Origin of the sequence: Streptomyces sp. CY-1 (genome assembly GCF_047218265.1) — a bacterium.
In the GTDB taxonomy this organism is placed as follows: domain Bacteria; phylum Actinomycetota; class Actinomycetes; order Streptomycetales; family Streptomycetaceae; genus Streptomyces; species Streptomyces niphimycinicus.
Window position 1 is genome coordinate 3891626 of sequence record NZ_CP178393.1, and the last position, 13810, is coordinate 3905435.

A 13810-nucleotide genomic window follows, 5' to 3' on the forward strand; every position below is an offset into this window, starting at 1 on the left:
CCGCCGGAGAGCCCGCAGCCGCCGGAAAGCCCGGGAAGGAGACCCGATGACCCCCACTCCCCTGCGTGACGTCTATATCGTCGACGCCGTCCGCACCCCCGTCGGCAAATACGGCGGCGCGCTGGCCGGAGTGCGCCCCGACGACCTGGCCGCCCATGTGGTGCGCGGCCTGCTCGCCCGCACCCCCGACCTCGACCCGGCACGCATCGACGACGTCTACTTCGGCAACGCCAATGGCGCGGGCGAGGACAACCGCGATGTGGCCCGCATGGCCGTGCTGCTGGCCGGGCTGCCCGTCACCGTCCCCGGCGCGACCGTCAACCGGCTCTGCGCCTCGGGCCTGGAGGCCGTGTTGCAGGCCGCCCGCGCGATCGCGGTCGGCGACGCGCATATCGCCCTGGCGGGCGGGGTGGAGTCGATGAGCCGCGCCCCCTGGGTGCTGCCCAAGCCCGAACGCGCCTTCCCCGCCGGGCATCAGCAGATGTACTCCACGACCCTGGGCTGGCGGATGACCAACCCGGACATGCCGCCGGAGTGGACCGTCGCCCTCGGCGAGGGCGCCGAACTGATCGCCGACAAGCACGGCATCACCCGTGAGGCACAGGACGCGTTCGCGTTCGGCAGCCATGAGAAGGCGGCGCGGGCGTGGAAGGACGGGGCGTACGACGCCGAGGTGCTGCCGTACCCGGACAGCGACCTGCTCCGCGACGAGTCCATCCGCGACACCACCTCGACCGAGGCCCTGGCCAAGCTCAAGCCCGCCTTCCGCAAGCCGGACGGCACCGTCACCGCGGGCAACTCCTCGCCCCTCAACGACGGCGCGGCCGCGCTGCTCCTCGTCGACGAGGAGGGGCTGAAGGCCACCGGACGCGAACCCCTGGCCCGGATCGGCGCCTCCGCCGTCACCGGTATCGAGCCGCAGTACTTCGGGCTCGGCCCGGTAGAGGCCGTACGCCGCGCCCTCGCCAAGGCGGGCCGCTCCTTCGCCGATCTGGCCACGCTCGAACTCAACGAGGCGTTCGCCGCGCAGGTGCTGGGCTGCCTCGCCGAATGGTCCGCCCAGGACCCCGGCTTCGACCCCGCGATCGTCAACCCGCGCGGCGGCGCCATCGCCATCGGCCATCCGCTCGGCGCCTCCGGGGCCCGGCTCGCCGGGGCCGTCGCCCATCAGCTCGCCGCCCGCGGCTCGGGGACGGGCCTGGCCACCTTGTGCATCGGCGTCGGACAGGGCCTGGCCCTCGTCCTGGAGCGGTGATCCGGACCGGAACGGCAAGGCTGGTAATGGCTCTGGAAAGGCTGAAAGGTAAGGCTGACAGCAGACATGACTCTCACCCAGTCCGACATCGACGGCGAACTCGCCCACATACGGGACGCATACGACAAGGCGCGCGCCGAAGGGGCGCCCGCCGCCGACCATCCGCCGCGCGACTTCCCCCCGTACCGCAGCAGTGTGCTGCGCCACCCCAAGCAGCCGCTGGTCGCGGTCCACGGCGACCCGGAGACCGTGGAGCTGCACACCCCCGTCTTCGGCCACACCGACATCACCGCGATCGACAACGACCTCACGGCGCAGCACCAGGGCGAACCGCTCGGCGAGCGCATCACCGTCTCCGGACGGCTCCTGGACAGCCGGGGCCGCCCCGTCCGGGGCCAGCTCGTCGAGCTGTGGCAGGCCAACGCGTCCGGCCGCTACGCCCATCTGCGCGATCAGCACCCCGCGCCGCTCGACCCCAACTTCACCGGTGTGGGGCGGACGTTGACCGACGACGACGGCTCGTACCGCTTCACCACCATCAAGCCGGGCGCCTATCCGTGGCGCAACCACGAGAACGCGTGGCGCCCCGCGCATCTGCACTTCTCCATCTTCGGCTCGGCGTTCACCCAGCGCCTGGTCACCCAGATGTACTTCCCCGGCGATCCGCTCTTCGGCTACGACCCGATCCTCCAGTCGGTGACGGATCCGTCGGCGCGGCAGCGGCTGGTCGCGGCGTACGACCACGCGCTGTCGCAGCCGGAGTGGTCGCTGGGCTACCGCTGGGACATCGTGCTGGACGGGCCGTCCGCCACCTGGATCGAGGAGGGCCGCTGATGGCCGAGAGGCTCGTACCCGCCGAGAAGCCCGTGCCGGGCGAGAAGCCCGTACCCGGCGAGAAGCCCGTACCCGGCGAGAAGCCCGTACCCGGCGAGAAGCCCGTACCCGGCGAGAAGCCCGTACCCGGCGAGAAGCCCGTACCCGGCGAGAAGCTCGTACCGGGCGAGAAGCTCGCACCCACCCCGTCCCACACCGTGGGTCCCTTCTACGGCTACGCCCTGCCCTTCCCCGACGGCGGCGAGATGGCCCCCGCGGGCCACCCCGGCGCCATCACGCTCCACGGCTATGTCCACGACGGCGAGGGAGCGCCCGTTCCGGACGCGCTGATCGAGCTGTGGCAGGCGGGCCCGGACGGCTCCCTCACCGGCGCGGGCGGGTCCATGCGGCGCGACCCGGTGACCGGCGGCTACCTCGGGCGCAACGGTGTGGACTTCACCGGTTTCGGCCGGATCGCCACCGACGCGGACGGCCACTGGACGGCCCGTACGCTGCCGCCGGGCGATCCGGCCGCGCCCGCCGCCCCGTACATCAGCGTGTGCGTCTTCGCCCGCGGGCTGCTGCACCACCTCTTCACTCGCGTGTACTTCCCCGGGAACGCCGAGGCCAACGCCGCCGACCCGCTGCTCGCCTCGCTGGATCCGGCGCGCCGCGAGACGCTGGTGGCGACGGCGGGGTCCCCGCCGGGGACGTATCGCTTCGACATCCGTTTGCAGGGCGAAGGGGAGACGGTCTTCCTTGAGTTCCGGTAGTTCTCGTCCTTCGGACGGCCACGACGTGGGGCTGCTGTCCCCGGTGCGGGCCGGGTCGGCGGTGGAGGCCGCCACGAGCGACACCGCGTTTGTGCAGGCCATGCTGGACGCGGAGGCCGCGCTGGCGCGGGTGGTGGCACCGGCCGGGGCGGCGGAGGCGGTGGCGGCCGCGGCCCGGGTCGAGCTGTACGACGTACGCGATCTGGCGCTGCGCGCCCGCTCCGGGGGCAACCCGGTCATCCCGCTGGTCGCCGATCTCACGGCGGCGGTGGCCCATACGGACGGCGAGGCCGCGCCGTATGTGCACCGGGGGGCGACCAGCCAGGACATCGTGGACACCGCCACGATGCTGGTGGCCGCGCGTGCGCTGCCGCTGATCGTGGCCGATCTGGACCGTACGGCGGCGGAGCTGGCGCGGCTCGCCGCCGCGCATCGCGACACTCCGATGCCCGGCCGCACCCTCACCCAGCACGCCGTGCCCACCACCTTCGGGCTGAAGGCGGCGGGCTGGCGGGCGCTGGTCCTGGACGCCCGTGACCGGCTCGCGGCGCTGCGGCCACCCGCCCAACTGGGTGGCGCGGCAGGCACGTTGGCCGCGTTTGGGGCGGGGGTCGCGGGGGTCGGGCTGCTGACGCGCTTCGCCGAGGCGACCGGGCTGGCCGAGCCCGACCTCCCGTGGCACACCCTGCGCACCCCCGTCGCCGACCTGGGCTCCGCGCTCGCCTTCGCCGTGGGGGCGCTGGGGAAGGTGGCGGCGGATGTGCTGGTGCTCTCGCGGACGGAGATCGGGGAGGTGGCCGAGGGGGCGGGTGGTGGATCGTCCGCGATGCCGCATAAGTCGAACCCGGTGCGTGCCACGCTGATGGCCGCCGCCGCCCGTCAGGCCCCGGGGCTCGCCGCGACCCTGCTGGGCGCGCTGGCCGCGGAGGACGAACGGCCGGGCGGGGCGTGGCACGCCGAGTGGCAGCCGCTACGGGAGCTGCTGCGGCTCGCGGGGGGCTCCGCCCGGGACGCGGTGGAGCTGACGTCCGGTCTGCGCGTGTTTCCCGACCGGATGGCCGAGCATCTGCGGCTGACGGGCGGTCTGATCGTGAGCGAGCGGATCGCGGCCGCGCTGGGGGAGGTGGTTGGCCGCGCACGTGCGAAGGAACTGCTGACCGAGGCGTCGCGGCGGGTCGCGGAGGGGGGTGTGGGGCTGGCGGAGGCGCTGGGGGGTGCGTTGCCTCCGGAGCGGCTGCGTGAGCTTATGGATCCGGGCACGTATGTGGGTTCGGCCCCGGCGCTGGTCGATCGGGCGCTGGGGCGCGATGCGTAGTGTCCTTGGGCGGCAAGTTCCCCACCCCGCCCCTTCCCGAAACTGGGGACCGCGCCCCCAGCCCCCCACTTCGGGGGCTCCGCCCCCGGACCCCCGCTCCTCAATCGCCGGAGGGGCTGGAATGTGCACCGTTGTGGGCAATCGTGCCGCAGGGCGGAACGAGTGGGCACAATCCACCCACCGGCCCGCACTCAGGCAGCAAAGCCCCGCCCCGGGGTCCGAGGGCAGAGCCCGTGGCTCTGGGGCGAACCCCCTGGGGCCCAGGGGCGAGGCCCCCGAGGCGGGGGCCAGGGGCGAAGCCCCCGAAACGGGGGGCTGGGGACGCAGGCCCCGAAACGGAGGCTCTGGGGGCGCAGGCCCCGAAACGGGGGGCCGGGGGCGCAGCCCCGAAACGGGGACCAGGGGGCGAAGCCCCCGGAACGGGGGGCTGGGGGCGAAGCCCCCGGAACGGGGGGCTGGGGGCGGAGCCCTCAGTTTCGGGAAGGGGCGGGGTGGGGGAGAACAATCCGCCGCAACCACCCACGCACCCGCACACACCCACCACCCACCACCCACCGACCGGAGCAGCACGTGACCGACACCCGACCGCACCACGACCTCACCGGCCCCACCACCGCCCCACCCCTCATCCTCGGCCCCTCCATCGGCACCTCCCTCGCCGTATGGGAGCCCCAGCTTCCCGCGCTCGCCCGCGAACACCGCGTCCTGCGCTGGGATCTGCCCGGCCACGGCGGCTCCCCCGCCACACTGCTGCCCTCCGACGGCACCGCCAACAGCTCGGCCACCATCAGCACACTCGCCGCCCTCGTCCTCCGCCTCGCCGACGATCAGGGGTGGGAGCGGTTCGCGTACGCGGGAATTTCGATAGGGGGCGCGGTCGGGCTGTATCTCGCCGCCCACCACCCCGACCGGGTGAGCCGCCTCTCCGTCGTCTGCTCCTCGGCCCGTTTCGGGGACCCCGCAGTCTGGCGGGAGCGGGCCGCGCTGGTGCGGGCCGAGGGGACGGAGGCGATGGTGGCCAGCCGTCCGGGCACGTGGTTCTCGCACCGCTTCGCCCAATCCCCCGTCGGCGCCGCGCTGATCGAGGATCTGCGCGCCACGGACCGCGCGGGCTACGCCGCCTGCTGCGACGTCCTCGCCACGTACGACATGACGGCCGACCTGGCGAAGATCACGGCACCCACCCTCGTCGTGGCCGGTCGCGACGATCCCGCGACCCCGCCCGCACACGCCCGCCAGATCGCGGACGCGGTGCCCGGCGCGAGTCTGGTGGAGATCGCCGGGGCGGCCCATCTGGCGGGGGTCGAGCGCCCAGAGGCGGTCACGGCGGCGCTGCTCGCCCACTTCACCAGCACGGCGGCGCTGCTCGCCCACCTCACCAGCACAGTGCCACCGCAGCCCGGCGACGACGCCTCCCGGCACGCCGCCGGGATGGCGGTGCGCCGGGCCGTCCTCGGGGACGCGCATGTGGATCGCGCGGTGGCCCGGACGACCCCGTTCACCGCCCGCTTCCAGGACTTCATCACCCGCTACGCCTGGGGCGAGATCTGGACCGGCGACGGCCTGGACCGGCGGACCCGTAGCTGTATCACCCTCACCGCGCTGATCGCCCATGGCCATGACGCCGAGCTGGCCATGCACATCCGGGCCTCGCTCACCAACGGGCTGACCCGGGAGGAGATCGGCGAGGTGCTGCTCCAGTCAGCGATCTACTGCGGTGTTCCGGCGGCCAACTCCGCCTTCGCCACCGCCCAGCGCGTCTTCGACGAGATGGATGCCACCCCCGACGTCGACTCAGCGTCACATTCCCGTACCGAAAAGTGACATCCCTTCGCAATACCTCTGTCGTAATCCGCCTCCATCGTTGATCGTTGGGTCGTACGGAGACCGGGAACGGAGACCGGGAGACGAGGGGGCACACACCAATGTCCATGAGCCGCCGAAGGCTGCTGGGTGCGGGCGGGGGGCTGGCCCTGACGGGGGCGCTGGCCTCCGCCTGCGGGTCGAACAACGGGCGGGACGGCGATGACCACGCCGGCCAGCCCGTGCTCGAGCAGTGGTACCACCAGTACGGCGAGCCCGGCACCGAGCAGGCCGTCAGGCGCTACGCCGACGCGTTCGACCAGGCCGACGTCCAGGTGCAGTGGCGGCCCGGCGCCTACGACCAGCAGACCGCCGCCGCGCTGCTCACCAAGTCCGGCCCGGATGTCTTCGAGGTCAACGGCCCGACGCTGGACCAGATCCAGGGCGGTCAGGTGGTCGACCTCACCGATCTCCTCAGCGAGGCCAAGGGCGACTTCAATCCGGCCGTGCTCGCCCCGAAGACGTATCAGGGCAAGATTTGGGCCATTCCGCAGGTCATCGACACCCAGTTGCTCTACTACCGCAAGAGCATGCTGGAGGACGCCGGGGTGGAGCCGCCGCGCACGCTCGACGCGCTGATCGACGCGGCGAAGAAGCTCACCACCAAGGACGTCAAGGGGCTGTTCCTGGGCAATGACGGCGGCCCCGGCGTCCTCGGCGGCACCCCGCTCAACGCCGCCGGGCTCACGCTCGTCACCGAGGACGGCAAGGTCGGCTTCGACGACCCGGCCGCCGCCCGCACCCTCGGCAAGCTGCGTCAGCTCTACGCCGAGAAGTCGCTGCTGCTCGGGGCGCCCTCCGACTGGTCGGATCCGGCCGCGTTCACCCAGGGGCTCACCGCCATGCAGTGGTCCGGGCTGTGGGCGCTGCCGCAGGTGAGGAAGGCGCTGGGGGACGACTTCGGGGTGCTGCCGTTCCCGCGGGACGGGGCGCATGGCGCGCCCGCGGTGCCGGTCGGCGCGTATGGGGCGGCGGTCAGCGCGCGGTCCCGGCACAAGGCGGTGGCGAAGGCGTATGTGAAGTGGCTGTGGGTGGAGCGGACCAACTACCAGGAGGACTTCGCGCTCCGCTACGGCTTCCACATCCCCGCCCGGATCTCGCTGGCCACGAAGGCGGCCAAGCTGCGGCAGGGCGCGGCCGGTGAGGCGGTGCGCTACGTCACCGACCACGGCCATGCCGAGCCGCTGCTGTGGACCTCGGCGAGCAGGACGGCCTACCAGGACGCGCTGAGCCGGATCATCAAGGGCGGCGCCGACCCGGACGGCGAGCTGCGGTCGGTGGTCCGCAAGACCGAGGCCGAACTGCGGCGCGTGCAGAAGAAGAACTGATGCGGGGGCCGCTGACCACCACCACACCGACACGCAGGCTGCTGGGTCCGCAGAACCGCCATCTGTGGTTCTGGATATTCGTCGGCCCCTTCGTCCTGGGGCTGACCCTCTTCACCTATGTCCCGCTGGCCTGGAGCGTGTATCTCAGCTTCTTCGACGCCCACAACACCGTCTCGCCCACGGACTTCGTCGGCTTCGACAACTACACGGCGATGCTGGGCGACGACGCGTTCACCGGCAGCCTGGTGACCTTCCTGGTCTTCACGGCGTTCATCGTCCCGGCGACCTATGTGCTCTCGCTCGCGCTCGCGCTGATGGTCAACCGGCTGCGCTGGGCGCAGGCGTTCTTCCGGTCGGTGTTCTTCCTGCCGGTGGCGTGCTCGTATGTGGTGGCGGCGCTGATCTGGAAGATGTCGATCTTCAACGGGGTGCGCTTCGGGCTGGCCAACACCGTGCTGGACTGGTTCGGCGCCGATCAGATCGCCTGGCTGTCGACCACCGACCCGCCCTGGTACTGGCTGGTCATCGTGACCGTACGGCTGTGGCTACAGGCGGGGTTCTATATGGTGCTCTTCCTGGCCGGGCTCCAGCGCATCCCCCCTCGGCTCTACGAGGCGGCGGCCGTGGACGGGGCGCGGCCGGGGTGGCAGGTGTTCCGGTACATCACCTTTCCGCAGTTGCGGGCGACCTCGGTCGCGGTGGTGCTGCTGCTGGTGATCAACGCGTTCCAGGCGTTCGACGAGTTCTACAACCTGCTGTCGGACTCGCGCGGCTATCCGCCCTATGCCCGTCCGCCGCTGGTCTACCTCTACTACACGGCGCTGGGCCAGGGGCAGAACCTGGGCCTGGGCAGTGCGGGCGCGGTGATCCTGGCGCTGATCATCGCCGTGGTGACGGTGGTGCAGGCGCGCTGGTTCGGCCTGGGCCGGAAGGAGGACTGATGCAAACCCGTGAGAGCACGCGCGATGTCCGGGACGCCCTCGTCGGCGTGGGGCGCGCCGTGCGGCTGGTGCTGCTGCTCGCGCTCGCGCTGCTCTTCCTGATCCCCTTCTATCTGCTGGTGCGCAACGGTCTGTCGAGCGAGGCGGACATCACCTCACCGGAGTGGCGGTTCTTCCCGAGCGAGCTGCACTGGTCCAACGTCCGCGAGTTGTTCGACGACCCCAATGTGCCGATGGCACACGCGCTGCTCAACTCCTCGCTGATCGCGGTCCTCACCACCGTGGGCACCCTGCTGCTGGCCTCGCTCGCCGGATACGGCCTGGCCCGCATCCCGTACGCCTACGCCAATGTGGTCTTCTACTGGATCCTGGGCACCTTGATGGTCCCGGCGGCGGTCACCTTCGTGCCCAGCTTTGTGCTGGTCAGCTCGCTCGGCTGGGTGTCCACCCTGCGCGGTCTGGTGGTGCCGACGCTGTTCAGCGCGGTCGCGGCGTTCATCTTCCGCCAGTACTTCCTGGGCTTTCCGAGGGAGCTGGAGGACGCGGCGCGGGTGGACGGTCTCGGCTACTGGCGTACGTACTGGCGGGTCGTGGTGCCGAACTCCCGGCCGGTGTTCGCGGCGGTCGGCACGATCGTCTTCATCGGCGCCTGGAACTCCTTCCTGTGGCCGCTGGTCATCGGCCAGGACCGGGACGCGTGGACGGTGCAGGTGGCGCTGTCGACGTTCACCACCGCCCAGACCGTCAACATCCATGAGCTGTTCGTGGCGGCGGCGGTGTCGATCGTGCCGCTGCTGGTGGTCTTTCTCGTCCTCCAGCGCCATATCGTCGCGGGCGTCGAGCGCAGCGGTATCGACGACTAAGCGCTCCGCTGGAAGTGTCGCGATGCGCCGTCGGCCGACTGCGGCACCGTCGTGGCTGGTCCCACGCGGCGGAGCCGCACATCGACACAGCCCCGCGCCCCTTCGGGGCGCTGCCCGAACCGTAGCGGACCGGGCCGAAACGCCTCATCCGCGCCCGGACGGCCATCGCCCGCCCGCGGTGACCGGCGGAAGCTGCGCCGGTGAGCCGAAGACGCGCTCTCCGGGCGCCCCGCCACGCAGCAGCGCCGCCCCCAGCGGCGTCAGCGTGTGCAGAACGGCGCTGCCCTGGCGCAGGGTGTGCACCAGGCCCGCCTCGCGCAGCACACTGGCGTGCTGACTGGCCGAGGCCAGCGATACGCCGACCCGGCGGGCGAGTTCACTGGTCGTACAGCCGCCGCTGACCTCCAGCAGCACCGCCGAGCGGGTCTGCCCGACCAGCTTGCCGAGCGTCCGGGCGGACCCGGCCCCGGACGCGGACGCGGATGCCGCCCCGGCCCCGGCCCCGGCCCCCGACGCGAGGGCGGGCCGCTGCCCGGGGCGCAGTGGCAGCCCGCACGGGGCGTGTTCGACGGGGTAGACCAGTACGGGCGTCAGATCCGGATTCCGGAAGGTCACCGGCGTCCCCCGGCAGAAGAACGACGGCAGGAGCAGCAACCCCCGCCCGCGCAGCCGCAGATCGCGGTCCACCGGATAGTCGACCTCCAGCACGGGCGCCCGCCACCGCATCGTCGCCGGCAGCGAGGCCAGCAGCCCATCGGCGCCCCCGTCCAGCAGGGCCCGGCCCCGGGCCACCCGGTCGGCCTCGATCCGGGCCTGTATATGCGGCCAGTACGGCGCGACGGCCGCCTGATGGTAAGCGCGTAGCGTGCCGATCAGCCGGTCCAGCGACTTTCGTCCGCCCTCCCCCAGATCCCGTATCCACCCTGGAAGCGCCCGGGCCGCCGGAAGTCCGGCGAGCTCCGCGTTCAGCCGCTCCCCCGGGGTGGCGCGCAGCGCGGACATCGCCGCGTCGCAACCGATTACCCCTTCGGCGGGGGTCAGGAAGTCCGGGAAATAGCCGCGCGAGGGAATGAGCGGCGCGAGCAGCCGTGCTTCGCCGTTGAGTCGATTTCGCGCCTCCGAACGCCATTTTCCGTATACGGACTCCGCCCGGTTCTCCCGCAGCCTATGGAAACTTAAAACGGTTTCCCAGAGCGCGTCCGGTCTGACCGCCATCCGCAGCCGGGCCAGATCGAGTTCACTGAAATGAACACGGAGCACCAGACCCCCACACGTGACATTGCGACCTCCCCCGATCACCGATGAGTATGCACGCTGGCACGGTCAGTCACCACGCCCTTTTGGCCAGATGTGAAACGGGGAGCGCCGCGGAGGCCGGAAGAGGAAAGCTGTTCCCCAGGAAAACCGGGGGCCGCCGGTAAACACTTCCAGGGGCCGTCCGGAATTCAACAGGCGGTGCTCAGAGCCAGTTTGCTCGTTCCCGTGGGGGGTGACGAGTACGTTACGGCGACTGGGCACTTGTGTTGCCGCACGTAGCCGATGCGCGCGGCAACAGCTCCCGTGGGGGGAGTGAGAGGGGGCGGCACCTCCGCACAAGGTGCCGCCCCCTTTGAGTTCCCGCGGGTCGCGATGACGCGTGGGGGTGGCGAAGCCGAGGGGAAGCCGAGGGGGAAACCCCGAACGGTGGGACAAGCTCAGACGCAGACCACGATCTTCCCCCGTGTGTGCCCGCGCTCGGCGTATGCGTGAGCCTCCGCGATCCGTTCGAGCGGGTAGGTCCGCTCGATGCGCGGTGTGTAGCGGCCTTGCCGACCGAGTTCGCCCGCTTCGGCGAGGAGCGTGGAGTCGTTCTCCGCGTTGGCCAGATGCACGCCCAGTCGATGCGCGTTGGCGTGGTCGGCGACCGTCGCCACACGAGCGGGGTCGCCCACGATCGCGACGAGATCGGCCAGGGACCCGGAGGCCGCGGTGTCGAGCGCGATGTCGACACCGTCCGGAGCCAGGGCGGCGACGCGCTCCGCGAGGCCGGTGCCGTAGGTGGTCGGAACGGCTCCGAGAGAGCTGAGGAACTCATGGTTGCGCTCGCCGGCCGTCCCGATCACGGTGGCGCCCTGAGCCACCGCGATCTCGACCGCGGCACTGCCCACGCCTCCGGCGGCGCCCTCGATGAGAAGGGTGCGCCCCCGCAGCGGACCGAGCGCCTTCAGCCCGCCCATCGCGGTCACGGATGCCAGCCCGGCACCGGCGGCCTCCTCGTCGGTCCATGCGGTAGGCGCGGGGGCCCAGGCCGAGAACACGGCCAGTTCCGCTGTCGCGCCGGTGACGCCGCCCAGCCCGAAGACACGGTCGCCGATGCTCACCCCCTGCACGCCCGCACCGATCTCGTCGACCACACCGACGGCATCACGCCCGGGAATCGCGGGCAGGTCCACGGGGAGCATCTCGCGCGCCGCACCGGAACGCACCTTCCAGTCAATGGGATTGACGGCCGCCGCCGCGACACGGACGCGGATCTCGCCGGGCCCGGGATGCGGGTCCGGCACCTGCTCGACCACAAGGGTCTCCACACCGCCGTACTCGTGATAACGGACTGCGCGCATGACGTTCTGCCCTTCCACACGGCCTGAACCGGCCGTTCATGAGATCAGTGGGTGAATTCTCGGCGGGCGCCGACGCCCACCACGCTAAAACCTGACGTCGGCGTCAGGTGCAAGCCGGGCGGGCCGCCCGGCGAGACCACTCTGTCGCGCGGACCACGCTGTCGCGCGGGGGCTGGGCGGCAAGGCTGTGGGCCAGGCGGCCGGTTCCCGGCCACCGGGCCTACGCGGCAGACTGGGCGAAGCCGACGAGAACGGAGCGTCCCGCATGGACGACGAGTCCCTTGAGGAGTGGGCGGCACGCCGTGACCGACGTCGCCCCACGCGCGGGGAGCGGCGGATCACCCCGCTCGGTGACCAGCCGGAGCAGGGTTCCCACGTCAACCCTGACGCTCCTCGGGGCATCCAGGAGTGGGACGGGCACCAGTGGGTCCCGGCCGGGGTCGCCGATGACCTCGCGGCTGCCCTTGGCGAGGTCGGCGATGACGCGACGCGCCGGGCCGAGCGGGTCCCCCTCCCGTCGTTCGACAAGCTGCCCCCACTGCCCGAACCATGGCGGCCGACCGAACGGTTCCACCGGCCCTGACGCGTAGGGGGGCGCACACCCATGCGCCCTGCCGGTCGCTACGGCTTCGAGTGCGCAAGCCTCGGCGACGGCCACGCCCCGACGGCCCGGGGAGGCTTTCGTCGTGTCAAGGAGGCGCGACAGCCCTCACCGAAATGGGGCCCGATCAGCCGCACCGGCGGAACGGGGCGCGGGTACCGTTCTGAGTGTCGAGGCCAGAACGGAGTTCAGCATGCCGCAGAGCATCGAGGAACACACCGGCGCACGCATCGCTCGCACCCGCCGCGAACGCGACCTGACCCAGCAAGGTCTGGCCATGCGCGCCAACGTCTCGAAGTCCCTGCTGTCGAAGGTCGAGTGCGGCCAGCGGCCCGCTTCGCCGTCCCTCATCGCGGCCTGCGCACGCGCGCTCAGCGTGACCACCTCGGACCTCCTCGGCCAGCCGTATACGCAGGAGCTTCGGCGCGAGCGGCTCGACGAGGTCATACAGCCCATCCGAGTCAGCATGGAGAACTGGGACATCCCCCTCGACTGGCAGGTCCCGGCCCGCCCCGTCGCGCTTATCCGCGCCGACATGGAGAAGGTCCTGGTGCAGCGGCGCCAAGCCGAGTACCTGCCCATGGCTGTCGACCTCCCAGCGCTCATCGACGAATGCGTGCAGGCCATACACACCACCAGCGGCGAGGAACAGCGGCAGGCCCACGAATGCCTGGCGTGGGCGTTCCGATGCGTGTTCACGCTGGCCTGGTCCTTCGGCTATGTCGACCTGGCCACCGTTGCCCTGCAACGGCTGGACTGGGCGGCCCCACGCGCCGACGAACCGGGCCTCGCCGCCATGTACGGCTATCTGCGCGCCCAGACCACCCTCTCCTCCAGCCGGTACGACCTGGGCATGCGCATCGTGGACAGCACCCTCCGGGACCTGGAAGGCCAGGATTCACGGAGTGCGGAGGGTCTCGCCGCGATGGCTGGCGTCCTTCAGCTCCGGGCGGCCGTGATCGCCGGACGGATGAAGGACCCAGGTCAGGTCGATGCCCGCGTAACCGAGGCCCGCGAACTGGCGGAGCGGACCGGCGAGACCTCGGCCTACGGCGTGGGCTGGGGTCCGACGAACGTCGGCGTCCACGCCATCGCGATCGCCTGCGACCTGGAGGAGTACGACCAGGCGGTCCAACTGGCGGACGACGTACGGTTCCCCAAGCGCTGGGACCGGTCCCGGGCAGGGCATCACTGGCTGGACCTGAGCAGGGCCAACGTATGGACCGGGGATTCGGCGCAGGCACTCGACTGCCTACAGAAGGCGCGCCGGACGGCGCCGCAGCAGACGCGGTACCACCCCACGACCCGTGAGGCGGTCAATGCCCTGCGGTCACGTGAGCGGTCGCGCGGCAGCGAGCTTGCCGAGTTCGCCGCCTGGATCGGCGTGTAGCACGGACAATCGCCATCACAGACCGTGCACGGAGCCGACCATGACGAAGACGCCGAGGCCAGAACGGA

At 71.7% G+C, this 13810-nt stretch carries 12 protein-coding genes; 10 read left to right on the plus strand and 2 right to left on the minus strand.

The genetic code is table 11. From position 1 onward, the window contains the following. Positions 1 to 46 precede the first annotated feature (46 nt). The 8 genes from ACK1X7_RS16975 to ACK1X7_RS17010 all read left to right on the plus strand — a co-directional run bounded on the left by ACK1X7_RS16975 (position 47) and on the right by ACK1X7_RS17010 (position 9151). Positions 47 to 1255, plus strand: a complete 1209-nt coding sequence (locus ACK1X7_RS16975; protein ID WP_385110623.1) for a thiolase family protein — start codon at positions 47 to 49, stop codon at positions 1253 to 1255. Positions 1256 to 1321: 66 nt separating this feature from the next. Then, positions 1322 to 2089, plus strand: coding sequence for a protocatechuate 3,4-dioxygenase subunit beta (gene pcaH / locus ACK1X7_RS16980; protein WP_413115281.1), 768 nt, complete (start codon positions 1322 to 1324; stop codon positions 2087 to 2089). Next, entirely contained in the window at positions 2089 to 2841 is a 753-nt protein-coding gene (gene pcaG / locus ACK1X7_RS16985) for a protocatechuate 3,4-dioxygenase subunit alpha (RefSeq protein WP_413115282.1), read from the plus strand. Before pcaH ends, pcaG begins: the two co-directional genes overlap by 1 nt. Before the next feature lie 25 nt (positions 2842 to 2866). Then, entirely contained in the window at positions 2867 to 4156 is a 1290-nt protein-coding gene (gene pcaB / locus ACK1X7_RS16990; RefSeq protein WP_385157037.1) for a 3-carboxy-cis,cis-muconate cycloisomerase, read from the plus strand. Between the two features lie 570 nt (positions 4157 to 4726). Beyond that, positions 4727 to 5980: a 4-carboxymuconolactone decarboxylase gene (gene pcaC / locus ACK1X7_RS16995; RefSeq protein ID WP_413115283.1), complete on the plus strand. Its 1254-nt coding sequence runs from the start codon at positions 4727 to 4729 to the stop codon at positions 5978 to 5980. A gap of 101 nt (positions 5981 to 6081) precedes the next feature. After that, positions 6082 to 7347 (plus strand): extracellular solute-binding protein, encoded by a 1266-nt coding sequence (locus tag ACK1X7_RS17000; protein WP_413115284.1) that lies wholly within the window; start codon positions 6082 to 6084, stop codon positions 7345 to 7347. Continuing rightward, entirely contained in the window at positions 7347 to 8288 is a 942-nt protein-coding gene (locus tag ACK1X7_RS17005; RefSeq protein WP_390793327.1) for a carbohydrate ABC transporter permease, read from the plus strand. The genes ACK1X7_RS17000 and ACK1X7_RS17005 overlap by 1 nt, the downstream gene beginning before the upstream one ends. Beyond that, a complete protein-coding gene (locus ACK1X7_RS17010) occupies positions 8288 to 9151 on the plus strand; it encodes a carbohydrate ABC transporter permease (protein ID WP_361510313.1) in 864 nt (287 codons plus the stop codon). Before ACK1X7_RS17005 ends, ACK1X7_RS17010 begins: the two co-directional genes overlap by 1 nt. Before the next feature lie 144 nt (positions 9152 to 9295). Here the strand turns inward: ACK1X7_RS17010 and ACK1X7_RS17015 are convergent, their stop codons facing one another. Beyond that, on the minus strand, positions 9296 to 10411 hold the full coding sequence (locus tag ACK1X7_RS17015; protein WP_390793326.1) for an ArsR/SmtB family transcription factor: 1116 nt from the start codon (positions 10409 to 10411) through the stop codon (positions 9296 to 9298). A 434-nt stretch (positions 10412 to 10845) separates the two neighbouring features. Further along, the gene (locus ACK1X7_RS17020) at positions 10846 to 11751 is read right to left on the minus strand and encodes an NADP-dependent oxidoreductase (RefSeq protein WP_413115285.1); all 906 of its coding nucleotides are present in this window, start codon (positions 11749 to 11751) and stop codon (positions 10846 to 10848) included. A 265-nt stretch (positions 11752 to 12016) separates the two neighbouring features. Between ACK1X7_RS17020 and ACK1X7_RS17025 the strand changes: the two genes are divergently transcribed. Beyond that, positions 12017 to 12334 carry a DUF6087 family protein gene (locus tag ACK1X7_RS17025; protein ID WP_398160035.1) on the plus strand — a complete coding sequence of 106 codons (318 nt, stop codon included), beginning with the start codon at positions 12017 to 12019 and terminating at the stop codon, positions 12332 to 12334. A 211-nt stretch (positions 12335 to 12545) separates the two neighbouring features. Further along, a complete protein-coding gene (locus ACK1X7_RS17030; RefSeq protein WP_385146938.1) occupies positions 12546 to 13742 on the plus strand; it encodes a helix-turn-helix domain-containing protein in 1197 nt (398 codons plus the stop codon). The last annotated feature ends 68 nt before the right edge of the window (positions 13743 to 13810 follow it).

What these genes read in the sequence shown, in the direction of transcription:
- ACK1X7_RS16975 (WP_385110623.1), top strand. Translation starts at nt 47, where the DNA reads ATGACCCCCACTCCCCTGCGTGACGTCTATATCGTCGACGCCGTCCGC.
- pcaH (WP_413115281.1), top strand. Translation starts at nt 1,322, where the DNA reads ATGACTCTCACCCAGTCCGACATCGACGGCGAACTCGCCCACATACGG.
- pcaG (WP_413115282.1), top strand. Translation starts at nt 2,089, where the DNA reads ATGGCCGAGAGGCTCGTACCCGCCGAGAAGCCCGTGCCGGGCGAGAAG.
- ACK1X7_RS17000 (WP_413115284.1), top strand. Translation starts at nt 6,082, where the DNA reads ATGTCCATGAGCCGCCGAAGGCTGCTGGGTGCGGGCGGGGGGCTGGCC.
- ACK1X7_RS17005 (WP_390793327.1), top strand. Translation starts at nt 7,347, where the DNA reads ATGCGGGGGCCGCTGACCACCACCACACCGACACGCAGGCTGCTGGGT.
- ACK1X7_RS17010 (WP_361510313.1), top strand. Translation starts at nt 8,288, where the DNA reads ATGCAAACCCGTGAGAGCACGCGCGATGTCCGGGACGCCCTCGTCGGC.
- ACK1X7_RS17020 (WP_413115285.1), bottom strand. Translation starts at nt 11,751, where the DNA reads ATGCGCGCAGTCCGTTATCACGAGTACGGCGGTGTGGAGACCCTTGTG.
- ACK1X7_RS17025 (WP_398160035.1), top strand. Translation starts at nt 12,017, where the DNA reads ATGGACGACGAGTCCCTTGAGGAGTGGGCGGCACGCCGTGACCGACGT.
- ACK1X7_RS17030 (WP_385146938.1), top strand. Translation starts at nt 12,546, where the DNA reads ATGCCGCAGAGCATCGAGGAACACACCGGCGCACGCATCGCTCGCACC.